The sequence below is a fragment of the Pseudomonas syringae pv. coryli str. NCPPB 4273 genome (genome assembly GCF_000972175.1).
Classification (GTDB): domain Bacteria; phylum Pseudomonadota; class Gammaproteobacteria; order Pseudomonadales; family Pseudomonadaceae; genus Aquipseudomonas; species Aquipseudomonas syringae.
On sequence record NZ_AWQP01000002.1, the window covers coordinates 13,477 to 30,398 of the forward strand.

Consider the following 16,922-nt stretch of genomic DNA (forward strand, 5'->3'; position numbering starts at 1 on the left):
CGATACCTATGTTGAAGAGATAGTTGTCCAGATGTTTATTAAGTCCTAGGAGTTTTCCTACATTTTCCTAAGTAGGTTTCTGGCAGGTCATTCTCTCATCAACTTAAATTATCGTATGAGTCAATGAATGGAGTACGCCATGAGCAGTCAGAAAACGAACGGAAAAGTGATGTGGAAGTTGCGGGCCCTTGATAAACGCTTGTGGGTCGCAATCCTGTCGACGGTGTGGCTGACTGCTCCCGCTGTGTCATGGGCAAAGGACAGTGCAATAACGTTGCGTGGCAGTATCGTCAACAGCAGTTGCAGGGTTTCCAGTACAGAAATGACGGCGCCCGGTGTTCAGTCGAGAACGCTGGAAGTTGCACCCGGGGTCACTATTCATGTGAGCACCGAACGCAATGTCTGTGGTGAGCAGGCAATGCCTTTCGTGACGCAGTATCAGGTGTTGCCTGCCGCCGTGGTCATCGACGGAGAAGCCCTGCAGGCACGCGCTGCGGTGGTCACGTTGAGCTATCAGTAAATACCGGTCTGTCGTGTTTTTTTCGTCCGGACTGTCACGTTCTCAAGTGGCAGTCCAGTGCCCGCAAAGTGTCAACGATAAATAATCTCGGCCACAGTGAAGGCGTCGGTAGTCTGTACCTGATTAACGGCGCGCTTCTGTGTGGAAAAAGGGTTTTTATCAGTGTGCCCGGCACACCTTATAATTATTCCTACAGACCTGTCCTGCGTGTCGTGTTGTGTTGTCTGCGGGGTGAAAGTTATCGAGCTGACAGCACTGAAATAGACCTGGCTCTATAGTGCTCATCGTCCGATAGCGGGCACACACGAAATAACACAAGGAAGGTCGTTAGCATGAAAAAGCTTTCTCTTACATTGGCAGTTCTGGGCGTAATGGGCGTTGGCATGGCAGGTACCGCCAGTGCGGCGAACAACGGCACAATGGTCTTTAACGGAACACTGACCAATATCTCCTGCGATGTGGGGCCGGGCACGGGTGTCAGTGCCGGGACCAACCCTGGCGAAATCAATATCGACCTGGGCAACGTGTCCTTCTCCGATATCGGTGTATCGAGCGAAAGCCGATTCGAGACGGCTGCCCCCATCCAGTTGCTGGTCAACTGCAGTGCAGGTGCTGACCAGTACAACATGGTGAAGATGCGCCTTATTGCCCGTAACGGCAGTGGCCTGGACAACAACGACGCGAAACTCCTGCGCACCACCGGTGCGGCAGATGGCGTCGGTATCGGCCTGCTTAATGCGTCCAGTGTGCTGATGGATCTGAGTGGTGACGAAACCGTCGACACCACGCTGATCAAGGATGGCGCCAACGGTGCCACCGCCGAAATCAATTTTGGCGCGGTGTATGTGCTTAACGGCACGCCCACCAATCCTGGTAATGCCGACGGCTTCCTGCCGTTCGTGATGGATTACGAGTAATCGTGTCGGACAGGGCGGGCAGTGCTCGCTCTGTCCTCTACCGAATTCAAGGCGAACGTCAGCATGTTTCCCGATTTTTTCCGCTACACGATGCTTGTTGCGTTGTTGTTCTGCGCATCCACCGTTCAGGCGGGCATTGTATTGAATACGACGCGAGTCATTTACCAGGGCACTGATAAAGAGGTCAGTCTGGGTGTTCACAACAGTGGCGGGGGAGAGATTCTCCTGCAGTCCTGGCTTGAATCGCCTGTGGCGGCGGCCGGCACTCACGAAAGTCTGCCGAACCTGCCGTTCATTGTCACCCCCGCACTTGCGCGTATGGCCGGGGGTGGCAGGCAACTGTTGCGGATCATTCATTCCGGGACCGACATGCCCACCGATCGTGAATCGGTATTGTGGCTCAATGTTCAGGAAATACCCCAGACCGCAGCAGAAAACACGCTGCAGATCGCGGTACGTCAGCGCATCAAGGTTTTCTTCCGGCCTGATGGTTTGCAGGGTGATCCACAGCAGGCACCGGAAAGACTGAGCTGGCAGTGGATCGATGACACCGGTGTGCAGGTCGAAAATCCCGGCCCCTATCATGTCTCCATGCTCCGGATTTCCATACGCCAACATGATACTGAACTTGCCCTTCTGGACAGTCAGATGCTGGCGCCGCATCAGCGTCTGCGTATTCCGTTACAGCACACCCCGGCAAATGCGCCGTTGCTGCTCAGTTTCGTCAGTCTCAATGACTACGGCGGACAAGTGCCTTATCAGGCAACCCTTACCCATAAACAACCGGTTAACGCCGGCAAGGCGTCGCCCCGATAAGCGGGCTTATCCACTGTCAGCGTTCACTATTCAAACCGTCGGGCCTCAGTGACAAGGCAGCCCGGCAGACCTGCGTCTGTGTAAAAGGATTGCGCGGCGCGCGCGACAGCCGAAGTAGAGTGAAGACCGCTATGGAATGGCGCAAAGAAGTTTATGAGGGAGTCATTGCCCAGTGCGCGATCCCTCACCCCCGACGCTGTGCGCTGGGTATCGGTTTCGGATTGACGTTGATGTTTGCGGTCAGCGCGTCGGCCGCCTCGTCGGGTGGCGACGGGGCAGCCAGATTCAATACGGCTTTTATCCAGGGAAGCGATCAGCCGGCTGACCTTCAGGAGTTTCTGCGCTCCAATAGCGTGCTGCCCGGTACTTACCGGGTTGATATCTACGTCAATCGCAAGCTGAGCGGCAGACGCGACATCCGCTTTTTGAAAAATCCGCTGTCAGGCCTGATCGAGCCCTGCCTGTCGCTCGAGATGCTACAGAGCTTTGGTCTGGACGTGAGTCGTCTGCCGTCAGGTGAGGTATCTGCCCAGGCCTGTTTCGACCTGCCTGCACGTGTCGAATTTGCTCGCGTCGACTATCAGCCCGGTGCGTTGCGACTGACGATCAGTGTGCCGCAAGCGGTGATGTCGCGCGGTACCCGTGGTTATGTGGCGCCGGAGCTTTGGGACCAGGGCGAGACCGCAGGCTTTATCAATTACAACTTCAATGGCAGTCGGCGGCGTAACAAGGGCCTGGAAACGGATCAGTACTACGTAGGGCTGCGAAATGGCCTGAACGTCGGCGCCTGGCGTTTGCGCAACGAGTCCTCTCTGGTCGGCGGCAGTGACAGGCCCTGGCGTTATCGCAGTAATCGTACGTTCGCGCAGCGCGACATCACCGCCCTGAAAAGCCAGCTCACGCTGGGCGAGACGTTTACCGATTCGCAAGTCTTCGACAGTGTCCGCTTCAGGGGCGCGGCCCTGGCCTCTGACGATGGCATGCTGTCGGACAGCGAGCGCGCCTATGCCCCGGTCATCCGCGGGATTGCCGAAACCAATGCGACCGTGGAAGTTCGCCAGAACGGCTTTCTGCTCTACAGCGGCAGTGTGTCGCCCGGGCCTTTCGAGATTGCCGATATCTATCCCAGTGGCTCCAATGGCGACTTGTCGGTGTCTGTCATCGAAGCCGACGGGCGTGTGCGAACCTTCACCCAGGCCTATGCGTCATTGCCGATCATGGTTCCCGCAGGCTCGCTGCGCTACAGCCTGGCCGGCGGGCAGGTCGACAACAACGACGATCAGCACGCCGCTCCTGCGTTTACCAGCGCAGCCCTGATCTACGGTCTTTCCGAACGGATTACCGGGTTCGCTGGGGCGCAACTGGCCGAGGATTATCAGGCCGCGAATATAGGCACCGGGGTCAACACCGGGCTGGGCGCAGTGTCGATGGACCTCACCCGCTCGGTCAGCAAAATAGATCAGCAGACGCGCAGTGGTCAGAGCCTGCGGGTGCGTTATGCCAACACGCTGGACGTCACCGACACCACGCTGGCAGTGGCCGGTTATCGATATTCGACCGAGCAATACCGGACCCTGAACCAGCACGTCAGCGACAGCGGCGCGCAGCGGCGAGTGTTGCCCTCTGGGCTGGCGCGGGATCGGCTGGAACTCAGTATCACTCAGATAGTGCCCGGCCAGTCGGCGTCGCTGAGCCTGACGGCGTCCGAGCAGCGCTACTGGAACCTGCCCGGCAAGACCCGGCAACTTTACCTGTCCTACAACGCGGCCTGGCGTTCGCTCAATTACAGCCTGTCCATCGAACGCAACGAGGATTTCGGACGAAGCGGTGACGCAAGCACCGACAATCGTATTGCCCTGAGCGTGACCCTGCCGCTCGGGTCCAGCCCCGGCTCGTCGCGATTGTCTTTCAACGCGGTGCGCGACAGCCGTGGCGAGTACAACGCGCAGGCCGGTCTCAACGGCCAGGTGCTGGGCGACCGCGACACGTTCTATTCGGTACAGGCTGGACGTGACAGCACCTCCGGCAGTTTTGGCGCAGGCAAGGTCAGCACCAGCACGGCATTCGGCCGTTTCGAGGCCGGTTATAGCCAGGGCCAGGACTACGATGCATTCAGCCTGTCCGCTGCGGGTTCGCTGGTGGCGCATGCCGGTGGTGTGAACCTGGGGCAGGCCTTGGGAGAAACCTTTGCGCTGGTTCAGGTGCCGGATGTCGGTGGCGCCCGCTTGAAATCGTTCAGCAACGTCGAGACCGCCGGCAACGGCTATGCGGTTCTGCCTTATGCGCAGGCCTACCGCACCAACTGGGTCAGCCTGGATACCCGGCAGCTGGGCGCTGATGTCGATCTGGAAAACGCCATCACCCAGATCGTGCCGCGCAGGGGCGCAATACCGGTGGTGCGCTTCAAGGCCAACGTGGGCCGCCGGGTCCAGTTCGAACTGGTACGCGCCGATGGCAGCAAGGTGCCGCTGGGTGCCAGTGTCGAAGATGAGCAGGGCAGGGCGCTGGCAGTGGTCGATCCCGGCAGCCAGGCGCTGGTGCTCAGCGAGCAGGATGCCGGCAGCCTGTGGGTGCGCTGGTCCGATCAACGATGTCAGGCGACATTCTCGCTACCGCCCAGAGACCCGTCGCGTGCCTACGAGCGGATCAGGGTGATATGCCGATGAGCGCTTTCGCTGGCTCATGCAAGGCGCTGTTGACGGCTGTGCTGTTGACGAGCGGCCTGGCGGCGCAGGGCGCTGTTTCGCTGAGTGGAACGCGGCTGGTTTTCGACGGGCAGTATCGCGAAGTCACGCTCGAGGTGCGTAATCGCGGCACGTCCGAGGCACTTGTACAGGCCTGGCTCAGCGACGCCGCGCACGATGCCGACACCCCGGGTGAGCTGCGCAAGGCGCTGCCATTCGTGGTCACGCCACCGCTTTCACGCCTGCCGGTGGGCGGCAGGCAGACCTTGCGCGTGCTGTATCAGGGCACAGGCATGCCGCAGAAACACGAGTCGCTGCTGCATCTTTACGTGCTTGAGATACCCCGACGCCAGGACGGTGCGGGGCAGTTGAACATCGCCGTGCGCCAACGCATCAACGTGTTCTACCGGCCCCCCGGCCTTGACGGTGATCCGGCCGACACCCCCGCGCGGCTGCTGTGGACACTGACTCATGACCCGTCGCACGCCTTGGTGCTGACGGTCAGTAACCCGACGCCCTATCACGCCGCTCTGCAAGCGCTGCGCATCGACGGTGTGCAGCTCGGCGATCATCTGCTGTTCGCGCCGGGCGCCCAGATTTCGATGGTTGTACCGGCGAGTGTCGAGCCCTCTGCCACACATCGTTTTTCATACCAGGCGCTGACCGACTACGGCGGCCGACGGACCCATTGCGCACAGCTCACCGGGCAGACGGCCACTACCGCCAGGCTGCCGAAAAACAATTCCATTCAGGACGAATGCTGATATGAAACATCTCTCTGCCAGAGGCTGGCTGCGATCCCTTGCCGTGTTGCTGTTACTGCATCCGGCTTCCACTTTCGCAGTGGTCTGTACCACTCAAGGGACGGGCGAAACCGAAATTCACGATGACCTGAGCAGTACGGTGGCAATCCCGGAGTCGATGCCTGACGGGGAAGTGGTATGGCGTTCCCAACCTCTGACTGTTCAGGTCGAGTGCGCCAGAGAAGGCTGGCAGTCCGAAGCGGAGGAGGTTTTTATCTACCTGAATCCGGACAATCGTTCGATCGGTCAGGGGATTCGCGCCGGACTGACGTTGCAGGGCATCGATCACCTGCAAGGCAGTGGTCGGGTCGGTACCGGCAGCTACGTGCCGATGTGTCGCGAGGGTGAGAGCACGCTCGAAAACTGCCCGAAAGTACGCTTTAGCCTGGCGTTTTCGGTATTTATCCAGAAGTTCGGCGCTACACCGTCCTCCGGCGTGGCCAGTGATCTGCTCGATTACCGGTTTTTTCAGCTGGGCGGCGCGACAGACCCGAGTCGGCTGTCAGGGCGCAGCCTCAGTTATGTGATCAATAACCTGCGGGGGCTGAGGTTCGTGGCCTGCGACGCCGATCTGCAAGTGCTCCCGGAAACCGTGGAATTTGGCGACGTTGCGATACATCAGGTGGCCATTGGCAAAGTGACTGCTACCCAGACATTCTCTCTGCTGACCAGCCGCAGCTGTGATTCGCCGTTCAGCATCGATGCGCGTTTCAGGCCGGTGACAGGCACTCTGTCTGGCGAGCTGCTGGTCCCCGTCGGTAATGATTCATTGGGGATACGCATTACCAGTGCAGTCAACGGTCAGCCGCTACGTTACAACGAGCCATTCCATCTGGCGGAATTGCTCGGCGAAACCAACACGGCCAGGGCGGACTTCAATGCCGAACTGCTATGGAATACCAGCACGCCAAGGCCCGGACCGTTCAATGCCGAGGTGATGGTCGATCTGTTCTACAAATGACGGCGACAGGAGGCTCGGGCGGTTGTGCGGCGATTGATGTATGCTGCGCGGCCGCGGGCATTTGCCCGGCCAATTCGACTTTCTGGTGACACCATGACCACGCCTGAACAACCTCCTGTTCAAGACGCCGCAGCCCACTCCCTCGCAGACACTGAAAACAAGGCTGTCATTGCGCCTTTCAGCTTTCCGTTCAAGCCTTCGGAGTTTGCCCAGGCCAAAAAGGAGCCGGCGTGGCATCAGAAAAACAACAAGCACGGCCACCATAAGACCCCCGGCGTCGCGCCGGCTGGCACCCGCAGGTCGATGGGCAAGCGCTGATCGCCTGAGTGATCCTGCTCAGGCCGCCTGCAAGGGGATGAACAGGTAGGAAACTGGCTGCCGGTCAGTCACCTCGGCACCTTCCTGTTGCAGGGTGTCCAGAACGTGCTGGCCGGCGACGTGAAATTCCCACTTCGAGCCTTGGGCTTGCTCATCCTGCGCTGGATTTGCGACCTCTTCGATAGCGGCGGCAAACGCGCCCATGTCCGGCAGGTAAGCGACGAAACCGTTGCCCTTGAGGGCGGTAGTACGGATGCCGAGCTTCTGGCAAATCAGTTGTTTGGTCTCTATTTCATCCCGGTCGGCCTGACGCGACTGTTCGATCAGGTCTATCAGTTGCCTATCGACCAGCCTATCGTTGACGATAAGGTCAGGACCCTGCTCCCAGGACTCCGGCGGGCAGCCTTTGTTCTCCGGGCGTAACGGAATGTGCGGGTTGATCTCCATCGGATAGATTCGGCACACCAGTGGCCGGCGCTCGTAGATGCGACACAGGTTTTTCTCGTCAAGATTCCGGCAGCGCCCCATGTTGTAGGCCGCGAAGGTGATCGCCACAAAGGCTGTGGTGCTGCCAGTGCTGACCTCGGCCGAGCGACGGCTGGCATGGGTCAGCTGCGTCTCGGAAACCCCATAGCCATTGCTCAGAAATGCCTCTGTCAGCACGATGACGTTGCCGCCATCTGCCGCCCATTGCGCGGCTTCGCCGAGCGTCAGCGGTACGTGATGGTCGGTGCAGCAGCCGCCACACCCCACGCAGGAAAACTTGGTGTCCATTATCTCGATGACCCGTCCAACAGGTAGGCGGCAAGCGACAACAATTGGTCACTCACTCGCTTGGTGTTTCTCGGGAAGCAAGTTGCGCGCCACTCGTCGGGCCGGTCAACAGCGGGCTCAGGCTGCGGGGGTGTCGAAACGCTTGAGATAAGCCATTGCGGATTTTTCATAAAGCCGCCGCGCCGCCAGGTTGTTTTCCATGACGTGAAGGTCGACCGATGCTTCATTGCGCGTATGCAGATGGGTGAACAAATGATTGAGCAGGGCGTGGCCGATCCCGTTGTGTCGCACATCAGGGTGCACCACCAGGTCCCTGATGAATGCGCTGGTCCAGCACACGATCACACCGACTACCGTTTCGGCACGCATGGCCAGAAAGCACAGCGACGGATCGCATTCAGGATCGTGTTCGAATGCAGCCAGCCAGTCCGGATAATCCGCCACGCAGCCTGCCGCGCTGCCATAGCCCAGGGTCAGCAGGCGATGAACCTCTGCGGCTCGCTCAAGCGTAAAAGGGTGTGGCTGGATGCCAGGCGGCCAGGCCGGGATGGGCACTGGCACTGCAAGATCCCGACGCATCAGCCAGTAATGCGCGGCGGATGCATCGGTCAGGTTCGGACGTTGTGTGGCTGTGCGCTCAGGGATCAGAGCCCTTGGGCGACCACTGTGCGTGCGGCCTCGATCAGGCATTTGGTCAGCTCGGGTGACGAGAATTTGGTCAGCACGGCATTGGCCCCGGCAATCTGCGACTTCTCGCTGTTCATCGCGCTGTCGAGCGAGGTGTGCAGCAGGATGTACAGGTCACTGAAGTCCGGGGTATCCCGAAGTGTGCGGGTGAGGGCGTAGCCGTCCATCTCCGACATCTCGATATCGGACACCACCACGTTGATCTGTCGCGCAGTACCCTGCAGGTCGAGCAGAACGTCGATGGCCTCTTTGGCACTGCGCGCCGTGTGGCATTCGAGGCCGAGATTGCGCAAGGTAATGATCGACTGCTGCAGGGCAACCTGACTGTCATCGACAACCAGAATCCGCGCCTTGCTCAGCAGTTCCGCATCCTCTTTGGCCAGCTCTGTGGACTGCACGACGATCTGCGCAGGGGCGATACCGTGGATCACTTTCTCGATGTCCAGTACCTGTACTAGCACGCCGTCGACCTGCGTGACCCCGGTGATGAACGACTTGCTGCTCGACCCGTAGGGCGGCGGACGGATATCGGTGGTCAGGCAATGCACAATCTTGCTCACGGCCTGAACGTGCAGGCCCTGCTTCGAGCGGCTGACATCCGTGACGATCAGGCAGCCACCGTCGGGATCGGCCAGCGGTCGCTCGCCGATCGCACGACTCAGGTCGATAACCGACAGTGACGAACCCCGTAACGTCGCGATACCTTTGACGTGTGGATGCGATTCGGGAAGATGGGTCAGAGGCGGGCAGGGAATGATCTCGCTGACCTTGAGCAGGTTGATCGCCATCAGCTTGCCGCTGCGCAACGTGAAGAGGAGCAGCGAAAGTGAATCTGCTCGGACGTTCTTGGACATATGAACCTTCTGGCTGTAGGTGTTTCGTCGCCTGGTAGCGGCAAACAACTTTCTATGACAGGTTATCGACCCGAGGCGGGCTGGCTTGAGGATTTTTAACCGACAGCCGAGCGCGCCGTTCGCTTGCCATTGGACGTCGTTGCACTGCACCGTGGCGGGCCCGAGAAACTGGCTGCCCATGCGCCGATAGTGGCAGTCTGGCTTCGGTTGAGTCAAACCGGGGGAGGGCGGCAGATTGTCGCTCTCTGCATTCCCACAACCTGTGTAGCGGGTTCGCACGTCATAGTGCTTTGCCAGAAAGGCGCCCTGCGACAAAATACCGCAGCTATATATAGAAGAAGAACTGCGACAAACTGACGCACCCTTCTATATATAGAAGGGCTTTGCATCCGGCCCCTGCAAAAAACGTCCTGTCGGTCGTGCATCTGCTGCTGCGCAGACCACCTGGCCGGCAAATGCGTCCGTATGGCTGGCCAATGCTTGAGTTGCCGAATCAGACAGATGATCATCGCGCACGCCTCGGCTCAGCCAGGCCGTCCACCCTCGTCCAGGTTGCTCACGCACGCTGCATGGCGTTGACCAACCCTTTGATCAGTTCAGTAAGGTATGTGAATGAGCGACAACACGTTGTACCTGAGACGCGAAAAGCGCTTTCTGGTTTTGCTGGGCATTATCTGCCTGGCCCTGATCGGCGGCGCCCTGTACATGCAGATCGCCCTGGGCGAAGCGCCGTGCCCGCTGTGCATTCTGCAGCGTTACGCACTGTTGTTCATCGCCATTTTTGCGTTCATCGGTGCCGCAATGCCCGGACGTCGCAGCGTCACGGTGTTTGAAACCCTGGTCACCCTCAGTGCCCTTGGCGGTATTGCTGCTGCCGGCCGGCATGTCTGGATCCTCGCCCATCCGTCCGACAGCTGCGGCATCGATGTGCTGCAGCCGATTGTCGATGGCCTGCCATTGGCTACACTGTTCCCTACAGGGTTTCAGGTCAGCGGTTTCTGCACGACGCCATATCCGCCGGTTCTCGGATTGTCACTCGCGCAATGGGCGCTGACGGCGTTTGTCCTGACTGCAGTTCTGGTACCGGCGTGCATCATCCGCAATCGCCGCAAACCTTACTAACTACAGGGGCTTTCGCTAAAAACGCCCCGTGAATACGGGGCTTTTTTCGGGTGAAATGAGGCGTTTGCAGGACGATTGTTACGCGTATAGAGAATAACTGTTACAAAATTAGGCATAGTCATTAAAAATTTACGTATCTACAATCCCCGTCACTTGTCGTTCAGCTTGGCCGAACGATCAGCATTTTGAGGCTTGGAGCGTCCCCTGTGCACTCTGAACAGGCAGCGCAACGCTTGCCTCTGAGGGCGTATAATGGCCGCGTCGAAAGCGTCTGCCCGAAGTTTTGGGCAGTTCCAGCAACTCAAAAAACAAGAATCCATAGCTAAACCCGGACTTGTCGATACGCCGCTGTGCGTACTGGCGGCCCTTGTTCAATTCAAAAAAATTAGCCGGCACTGGCAGGGCGAAGTGTTGGCGGTCGAAACCCAACTGCACCGCGCAAGCTGCTTTTAGAGGTCGTGAAATGAGTAAAAAAAGGTACCCCAGGTTTTTTGGCTTCTTGGCCCTTTTCTGTATGCTTTTGCTCAGTGGATGCGATGGCGTACCTCTGCTCGATCCAAAAGGGCAGGTGGGTATCGAGCAGCGGAACCTGATCATAATCGCAACGTTGCTGATGCTGATTGTCGTGATCCCGGTCATCCTGATGACGCTGATCTTCGCCTGGAAGTATCGCGCGTCGAACAAGGCTGCCAAGTACACGCCGGACTGGTCTCACTCCACCAAGATCGAAATCGCAGTCTGGGGCGTACCCATGCTGTTGCTGGTCTTCCTGGGGTACATCACTTACGTCTCGACTCACTCGCTGGACCCTTACCGTCCGCTTGATTCGGACGTCAGGCCGATCACCATCCAGGCTATCTCGGTTGACTGGAAGTGGGTGTTCGTCTACCCGGACTACGGCATTGCCACGGTCAACAAGATCGTGTTCCCGGCCAAGACTCCGATCAACTTCCAGGTCACCTCGGACAGCGTGATGAACTCGTTCTTCATCCCGGGTCTGGGTGGTCAGATCTACGCGATGGCGGGCATGCACACCAAGCTGCACCTCATTGCCAACGAGAATCACGAATTCAACGGTATTTCGGCCAACTACAGTGGCGCAGGCTTTACCGGCATGAAGTTCAAGGCCATCGCTACCAGCCAGGCTGATTTCGACAGCTGGGTCAGCGAAGTCAAGAGCTCGCCCAAAAAGCTTGGCACGGCCGAATACGCCGAGTTGATCAAGCCGAGCGAACGCAACCCTGTCGAACTCTTTTCCTCGGTCACCCCGAACCTGTTCCAGATCGTCATCGACAAGTATGAAGGTATGAATCCAGGCAAGAAGGTTGTTGCTGGTGAGAAGGAAGTAGCCGGTGAGGCTGGTGCGGAAAAAGGCAAAAATTCAGCTGCTGGGGCAGAGGAGTAAACGATGTTTGGCAAATTAAGTCTGGAAGCGGTGCCGTTCCACGAGCCCATAGTCATGGTGACACTTGCCATGATCGCGCTCGGCGGCATTGCGGTTGTCGGGTTGATCACCTATTTCCGCAAGTGGACGTACTTGTGGTCTGAGTGGCTGACCTCTGTCGACCACAAGAAAATCGGTGTGATGTACATCGTCGTTGCCATGGTCATGCTGCTGCGCGGTTTTGCCGACGCGATCATGATGCGTACCCAACTGGCGATGGCCCAGAACGGTTCCGAAGGGTTCCTTCCGCCTGAGCACTATGACCAGATCTTCACCGCTCACGGTGTGATCATGATCATCTTCATGGCGATGCCGTTCTTCACGGGTCTGATGAACATCGTTCTGCCTCTGCAGATCGGCGCTCGCGACGTGGCGTTCCCTTTCCTGAACTCCCTGAGCTTCTGGCTGCTGGTCGCAGGTATGCTGCTGATCAACATCTCTCTGGGTGTCGGTGAGTTCGCCAAGACCGGCTGGGTCGCGTATCCACCTCTTTCCGGGTTGCAATACAGTCCTGGCGTAGGGGTTGACTACTACATCTGGGCGCTACAGTTATCCGGGTTAGGTACGACGCTGACGGGGGTCAACTTCCTCGTGACCGTTCTGAAAATGCGTACCCCTGGCATGAAACTGATGGACATGCCGATCTTCACCTGGACCTGCACCTGGGCAAACATCCTGATCGTGGCTTCGTTCCCGATCCTGACCGCTACCCTGGCGTTCCTGACCCTTGACCGCTACCTGGACTTCCACATTTTCACGAACGAAATGGGCGGTAACCCCATGATGTACGTGAACCTGTTCTGGGCGTGGGGTCACCCTGAGGTGTACATCCTGATCCTGCCGGCCTTCGGCGTGTTCTCGGAAGTCATCTCCACGTTCTCCGGCAAGCGTCTGTTCGGCCACAAGTCGATGATCTTCGCCTCTGGTGCGATCTGTATCCTGGGCTTCATGGTCTGGCTGCACCACTTCTTCACCATGGGTGCGGGTGCCAACGTCAACGCGTTCTTCGGTCTGGCGACGATGCTGATTGCGATCCCGACGGGGGTGAAGCTGTTCAACTGGCTGTTCACCATGTATCAGGGCCGTCTGCGCTTCACTGCGCCGGTGCTCTGGACCCTGGGCTTCATGGTCACCTTCTCGATCGGCGGCATGACCGGCGTTCTGTTGGCGATCCCGGGTGCCGACTTCGTGCTGCACAACAGCCTGTTCGTAATCGCTCACTTCCACAACGTCATCATCGGCGGTGCGGTATTCGGTTACATCGCCGGCTTCGCGTTCTGGTTCCCTAAAGCGTTCGGTTTCACCCTGAACGAGAAGTGGGGCAAGGCAGCGTTCTGGTTCTGGATCGTCGGCTTCTTCGTCGCATTCATGCCGCTGTACGCGCTGGGCTTCCTGGGCATGACCCGTCGTCTGAACGCTACTGACATGCCAGAGTGGAACATCTACCTGGACGTCGCGCTGTTCGGTGCCGTGCTGATCGCCATGGGTATCGCTTCGCAGCTGATCCAGCTGTTCGTGAGTATCCGTGACCGCGACAACAACCGCGATCTGACCGGTGACCCATGGAATGGCCATACCCTGGAATGGTCCACTTCTTCGCCTCCACCGTTCTACAACTTTGCCGAGCTGCCAAAAGCTGACGACATCGACCCGTTCACCGATGCAAAACGTGCCGGTACCGCTTACAAGGTTCCTGCCCGCTACTCGGCGATCCACATGCCTAACAACACGGCTACCGGCCTGTACATGGGTATGTTGCTGACGGTCTTCGGCTTCGCATTCATCTGGCACATCTGGTGGCTGGTAGGCGCAAGCCTGGTTGCGACCATTGCTGTCTTCGTTGCTCACGCCATGCGTGACGACCAGGGCTACATGGTGCCTGCTGAAGATGTAGCGCGTATTGAAGGTGAGCATCACAAGGTCCTGGCGGCCAACGGTGCATACACTCCTGTCAAGTCCTCGCTGGAACAGGTTTAAACAATGTCAAATATTGCAATCAACTCCGGAGCCCACGATCACGGTCACGACCATGATCATGGGCATGACGATCACCACGACAGCGGTGGCATGACGGTCTACGGCTTCTGGCTGTACCTGATGACCGACTGCGTGTTGTTCGCCTCGTTCTTCGCGGTGTACGCCGTGATGGTCAACAGTGTCGCGGGCGGCCCGTCGGGCCAGGACATCTTCCTGCTGCCATTCGTGGCAGTGGAAACCGCGTTCCTGTTGGTCAGTAGTATCACTTACGGCTTTGCCATGCTGGCACTGTACAAGGGCAATAAGAGCCAGGTACTGGGCTGGCTGGCACTGACCTTTCTGTGCGGTGCTGCCTTTATCGGCATGGAAATCTATGAGTTCCATCACCTGATCGAAGAGGGCTTCGGTCCGAGCCGCAGCGGCTTCCTGTCAGCGTTCTTCGCGCTGGTAGGCCTGCACGGCGCCCACGTGACCAGCGGTCTGATCTGGATGGCGATCATGATGTTCCAGGTCCAGAAAAAGGGCCTGACCAACACCAACAAGACGCGCCTGAGCTGCCTGAGCCTGTTCTGGCACTTCCTGGACGTTGTCTGGATCGGCGTGTTCACCGTTGTCTATCTGATGGGAGCTTTGTAATGTCAAATTCGCATCACTCCGCTGAAGACAATAGTCACGGCTCAGTGAAGTCGTACGTCATCGGTTTCGTACTGTCGATCATCCTGACCGCCATTCCGTTTGCCCTGGTGATGTCACCTTCACTGCCGAAGGACATGACGATCGCAATCGTTCTGGTCTTCGCGATCATCCAGATTCTGGTGCACCTGCATTACTTCCTGCATCTGGACTTCACGAGCGTGCAACGTAACAACGTGATGGCCTTCGCCTTTACCACGATGGTTATCGTCCTGCTGGTCGGCTTGTCGCTGTGGATCATTTTCAGCGTCCACCGCGAAATGATGGCGCATTGAGGAATACCAGATGTCACTGAAGCACTTTATCCAAATCACCAAGCCGGGGATCATTTTCGGTAACGTGCTTTCGGTGGCAGGTGGCTTTTTTCTGGCTTCCAAGGGAAATATCGATTTCGGCGTGTTCCTTGCGGCGGTCATCGGTACTTCCCTGGTCGTTGCGTCCGGTTGTGTGTTCAATAACTGTATCGATCGCGATATCGATCAGCGAATGGAAAGAACCCGTAACCGGGTTCTGGTGCAGGGACTGGTTTCACTGAAACTGGCGCTGCTCTACGCAACCCTGCTCGGTATTGCAGGCGTTGGCCTGCTGTACACCGAGGCCAATCCGTTGGCCGCACTGTTTGCAGTGATCGGGTTCGTGATCTACGTCGGCCTTTACAGCCTGTACCTGAAACGCAGATCCGTTCACGGCACGCTGGTGGGCAGTCTTTCGGGGGCCATGCCGCCGGTGATTGGCTACTGCGCAGTGAGCAACAGCTTCGACTTTGCGGCCCTGACGCTACTGGTGATGTTCAGCCTGTGGCAGATGCCGCATTCGTATGCGATCGCCATCTTCCGCTTCAATGATTACCGGGCTGCGAAGATTCCGGTTCTGCCGGTCAAGCGCGGCATTCTGGTTACCAAGCGCCACATCATGCTCTACATCCTGGCGTTCCTCGTAGCGACCCTGATGTTGACCGTCGGTGGCTACGCGGGCCTCAACTACCTGGCTGTCGCAGCGGGTATGGGCATGTACTGGCTGTACATGGCCTGGAAGGGCTACAAGGCTGTTGACGATACTGTCTGGGCTCGCAAGCTGTTCGTGTTTTCGATCTTCACCATTACTGCCTTGAGCGTGATGATGTCGGTCGACTTTCAGGTGACGAAAGAATTGCTGGTGACTTACGCCTTCTGATCCCACTTGATACGCGATATGAAAAAACCCCGTTCTGCGAAGAACGGGGTTTTTTTTGGGTGTCGATCTACACTGGATGAAAGGCAGGGCATGCCGACAGTTTTTCGGCGGTTGTAAACGCCTGTTTGCAGGGCGTTTTTGACCTTTCATGGAAAATCAGGAGCGCTTGCCGCATGATGTGCCGTTTTCAAGCGACCTGTTACGGATATCCGGTTTCCGAGCCCGCCAGGGCTGATCATGATTATGGCTGCTACCCATGATGTCTTCAGAAAGTCAGAACCCCACGCCCAGCGCTTTGGTTTCCATCGTTGCCCCTTGCTACAACGCCGAGCGATTTCTCGAGGTCGCGATTCAAAGCATTTTTGCTCAGGACTACGAGAACTTCGAGGTCATCATCGTTGACGATGGCTCGACCGACAACAGCATCGCGATGCTTGAGTCCCTGCAGCAACGCTATCCTTTCCAGCTTTATCGCCAGGCCAATCAGGGCGTCAGTGCTGCCCTCAACCATGGTCTGCGTTACGCCAAAGGCGTTTACCTCTCCACGCCGGACCTGGATGACATCATGCTTCCCTCCTCGGTGCGGATTCGTGCCGAGTATCTGGACAATCACCCTGCAGTAGGCTGTGTCGGCGCATTGGTCAGCTACATGGATGGCGACGGCAAGGAAATCAAACGTCAGTCTCGCGATCACATCGAGCGGCTGACGTTCGATGACATATTGCGCGACGCGGTGGTCGTCGGCGCGCCGGTCGCTCTGTACCGCATGAAGGCCATCAAGGATGCGAACGGCTATGACCCGCAGATAAGGGTTCAGGACTTTCAGGCGACACTGAAAATCGCTCATCTGGGCTATGAAATTCATGTGCTCCCCGAGATCGTCACACGCTATCGGCGTCACCCGAACAACCTTTCGCGCAAGTACAAGGTGTTGCTTGAGGCTGACCTGAAGAGCATCGAGCCTTATCGGGATCATCGCGAATACCAGAGTGGTCGTACTCAGGCCATCAACAAGGCCTTGAAATATGCCGCGGTCGCGGACAAGCGATATGCGTGGAGTCTGTTGTTTTCCATCCCGTGGAGGCAGATCAACAGAACGACCTTGCGGCGCTGCAAGCGTTTGCTCCTGAGCTATCGGTAAGCGCGGCCTGGCTGTCAAAAAAACATGTGATTGAAGAT

The 16,922-nt window shown here is 57.9% G+C and carries 18 protein-coding genes; 15 read left to right on the top strand and 3 right to left on the bottom strand.

Annotated elements, in window-relative coordinates:
* The first annotated feature begins 139 nt into the window (after positions 1 to 139).
* The 7 genes from P406_RS00465 (at position 140) to P406_RS00495 (ending at position 7,019) form a co-directional block, all read left to right on the top strand.
* Positions 140 to 520 (top strand): hypothetical protein, encoded by a 381-nt coding sequence (locus tag P406_RS00465; protein WP_046235089.1) that lies wholly within the window; start codon positions 140 to 142, stop codon positions 518 to 520.
* A gap of 332 nt (positions 521 to 852) precedes the next feature.
* A complete protein-coding gene (locus tag P406_RS00470) occupies positions 853 to 1,437 on the top strand; it encodes a fimbrial protein (protein WP_003314067.1) in 585 nt (194 codons plus the stop codon).
* Positions 1,438 to 1,500: 63 nt separating this feature from the next.
* The gene (locus P406_RS00475) at positions 1,501 to 2,253 is read left to right on the top strand and encodes a fimbrial biogenesis chaperone (protein WP_046235090.1); all 753 of its coding nucleotides are present in this window, start codon (positions 1,501 to 1,503) and stop codon (positions 2,251 to 2,253) included.
* Between the two features lie 131 nt (positions 2,254 to 2,384).
* Positions 2,385 to 4,919 carry a fimbria/pilus outer membrane usher protein gene (locus tag P406_RS00480; protein WP_082100657.1) on the top strand — a complete coding sequence of 845 codons (2,535 nt, stop codon included), beginning with the start codon at positions 2,385 to 2,387 and terminating at the stop codon, positions 4,917 to 4,919.
* Positions 4,916 to 5,701 carry a fimbrial biogenesis chaperone gene (locus tag P406_RS00485; RefSeq protein WP_046235092.1) on the top strand — a complete coding sequence of 262 codons (786 nt, stop codon included), beginning with the start codon at positions 4,916 to 4,918 and terminating at the stop codon, positions 5,699 to 5,701. The genes P406_RS00480 and P406_RS00485 overlap by 4 nt, the downstream gene beginning before the upstream one ends.
* Position 5,702: 1 nt before the next feature.
* Positions 5,703 to 6,701: a fimbrial protein gene (locus tag P406_RS00490; protein WP_046235003.1), complete on the top strand. Its 999-nt coding sequence runs from the start codon at positions 5,703 to 5,705 to the stop codon at positions 6,699 to 6,701.
* 93 nt (positions 6,702 to 6,794) lie between these two features.
* Complete coding sequence (locus tag P406_RS00495; protein ID WP_046235004.1) at positions 6,795 to 7,019, top strand: hypothetical protein; 225 nt, start codon at positions 6,795 to 6,797, stop codon at positions 7,017 to 7,019.
* An 18-nt stretch (positions 7,020 to 7,037) separates the two neighbouring features.
* Here the strand turns inward: P406_RS00495 and P406_RS00500 are convergent, their stop codons facing one another.
* The 3 genes from P406_RS00500 to P406_RS00510 form a co-directional block, all read right to left on the bottom strand.
* Positions 7,038 to 7,793 carry a YkgJ family cysteine cluster protein gene (locus tag P406_RS00500; protein ID WP_046235005.1) on the bottom strand — a complete coding sequence of 252 codons (756 nt, stop codon included), beginning with the start codon at positions 7,791 to 7,793 and terminating at the stop codon, positions 7,038 to 7,040.
* 117 nt (positions 7,794 to 7,910) lie between these two features.
* A complete protein-coding gene (locus tag P406_RS00505) occupies positions 7,911 to 8,372 on the bottom strand; it encodes a GNAT family N-acetyltransferase (RefSeq protein ID WP_046235093.1) in 462 nt (153 codons plus the stop codon).
* 65 nt (positions 8,373 to 8,437) lie between these two features.
* Positions 8,438 to 9,334, bottom strand: a complete 897-nt coding sequence (locus P406_RS00510; protein ID WP_003408993.1) for a chemotaxis protein — start codon at positions 9,332 to 9,334, stop codon at positions 8,438 to 8,440.
* Between the two features lie 612 nt (positions 9,335 to 9,946).
* Between P406_RS00510 and P406_RS00515 the strand changes: the two genes are divergently transcribed.
* The 8 genes from P406_RS00515 (at position 9,947) to P406_RS00550 (ending at position 16,884) form a co-directional block, all read left to right on the top strand.
* Entirely contained in the window at positions 9,947 to 10,456 is a 510-nt protein-coding gene (locus P406_RS00515) for a disulfide bond formation protein B (protein WP_003408994.1), read from the top strand.
* Between the two features lie 252 nt (positions 10,457 to 10,708).
* The gene (locus P406_RS28515; RefSeq protein WP_003314077.1) at positions 10,709 to 10,909 is read left to right on the top strand and encodes a hypothetical protein; all 201 of its coding nucleotides are present in this window, start codon (positions 10,709 to 10,711) and stop codon (positions 10,907 to 10,909) included.
* Positions 10,910 to 10,919: 10 nt separating this feature from the next.
* The gene (gene cyoA / locus P406_RS00525) at positions 10,920 to 11,861 is read left to right on the top strand and encodes a ubiquinol oxidase subunit II (RefSeq protein WP_046235006.1); all 942 of its coding nucleotides are present in this window, start codon (positions 10,920 to 10,922) and stop codon (positions 11,859 to 11,861) included.
* A 3-nt stretch (positions 11,862 to 11,864) separates the two neighbouring features.
* Positions 11,865 to 13,877, top strand: coding sequence for a cytochrome o ubiquinol oxidase subunit I (gene cyoB, locus P406_RS00530; protein ID WP_003408998.1), 2,013 nt, complete (start codon positions 11,865 to 11,867; stop codon positions 13,875 to 13,877).
* Between the two features lie 3 nt (positions 13,878 to 13,880).
* The gene (locus P406_RS00535) at positions 13,881 to 14,513 is read left to right on the top strand and encodes a cytochrome o ubiquinol oxidase subunit III (RefSeq protein WP_003409001.1); all 633 of its coding nucleotides are present in this window, start codon (positions 13,881 to 13,883) and stop codon (positions 14,511 to 14,513) included.
* Entirely contained in the window at positions 14,513 to 14,845 is a 333-nt protein-coding gene (gene cyoD / locus P406_RS00540) for a cytochrome o ubiquinol oxidase subunit IV (protein WP_003409003.1), read from the top strand. Before P406_RS00535 ends, cyoD begins: the two co-directional genes overlap by 1 nt.
* 10 nt (positions 14,846 to 14,855) lie before the next feature.
* Positions 14,856 to 15,743, top strand: a complete 888-nt coding sequence (gene cyoE / locus P406_RS00545; protein WP_003314082.1) for a heme o synthase — start codon at positions 14,856 to 14,858, stop codon at positions 15,741 to 15,743.
* 256 nt (positions 15,744 to 15,999) lie between these two features.
* Positions 16,000 to 16,884 carry a glycosyltransferase family 2 protein gene (locus P406_RS00550; protein ID WP_032698049.1) on the top strand — a complete coding sequence of 295 codons (885 nt, stop codon included), beginning with the start codon at positions 16,000 to 16,002 and terminating at the stop codon, positions 16,882 to 16,884.
* Positions 16,885 to 16,922: the final 38 nt, after the last annotated feature.

Coding starts and splice junctions, on each gene's coding strand:
- P406_RS28515 (WP_003314077.1), top strand. CDS start 10,709: ATGGCCGCGTCGAAAGCGTCTGCCCGAAGTTTTGGGCAGTTCCAGCAA.
- P406_RS00485 (WP_046235092.1), top strand. CDS start 4,916: ATGAGCGCTTTCGCTGGCTCATGCAAGGCGCTGTTGACGGCTGTGCTG.
- cyoE (WP_003314082.1), top strand. CDS start 14,856: ATGTCACTGAAGCACTTTATCCAAATCACCAAGCCGGGGATCATTTTC.
- P406_RS00505 (WP_046235093.1), bottom strand. CDS start 8,372: ATGCGTCGGGATCTTGCAGTGCCAGTGCCCATCCCGGCCTGGCCGCCT.
- P406_RS00510 (WP_003408993.1), bottom strand. CDS start 9,334: ATGTCCAAGAACGTCCGAGCAGATTCACTTTCGCTGCTCCTCTTCACG.
- P406_RS00515 (WP_003408994.1), top strand. CDS start 9,947: ATGAGCGACAACACGTTGTACCTGAGACGCGAAAAGCGCTTTCTGGTT.
- P406_RS00475 (WP_046235090.1), top strand. CDS start 1,501: ATGTTTCCCGATTTTTTCCGCTACACGATGCTTGTTGCGTTGTTGTTC.
- P406_RS00470 (WP_003314067.1), top strand. CDS start 853: ATGAAAAAGCTTTCTCTTACATTGGCAGTTCTGGGCGTAATGGGCGTT.
- cyoD (WP_003409003.1), top strand. CDS start 14,513: ATGTCAAATTCGCATCACTCCGCTGAAGACAATAGTCACGGCTCAGTG.
- P406_RS00500 (WP_046235005.1), bottom strand. CDS start 7,793: ATGGACACCAAGTTTTCCTGCGTGGGGTGTGGCGGCTGCTGCACCGAC.
- P406_RS00490 (WP_046235003.1), top strand. CDS start 5,703: ATGAAACATCTCTCTGCCAGAGGCTGGCTGCGATCCCTTGCCGTGTTG.
- P406_RS00535 (WP_003409001.1), top strand. CDS start 13,881: ATGTCAAATATTGCAATCAACTCCGGAGCCCACGATCACGGTCACGAC.
- P406_RS00495 (WP_046235004.1), top strand. CDS start 6,795: ATGACCACGCCTGAACAACCTCCTGTTCAAGACGCCGCAGCCCACTCC.
- cyoB (WP_003408998.1), top strand. CDS start 11,865: ATGTTTGGCAAATTAAGTCTGGAAGCGGTGCCGTTCCACGAGCCCATA.
- cyoA (WP_046235006.1), top strand. CDS start 10,920: ATGAGTAAAAAAAGGTACCCCAGGTTTTTTGGCTTCTTGGCCCTTTTC.
- P406_RS00465 (WP_046235089.1), top strand. CDS start 140: ATGAGCAGTCAGAAAACGAACGGAAAAGTGATGTGGAAGTTGCGGGCC.
- P406_RS00550 (WP_032698049.1), top strand. CDS start 16,000: ATGATGTCTTCAGAAAGTCAGAACCCCACGCCCAGCGCTTTGGTTTCC.
- P406_RS00480 (WP_082100657.1), top strand. CDS start 2,385: ATGGAATGGCGCAAAGAAGTTTATGAGGGAGTCATTGCCCAGTGCGCG.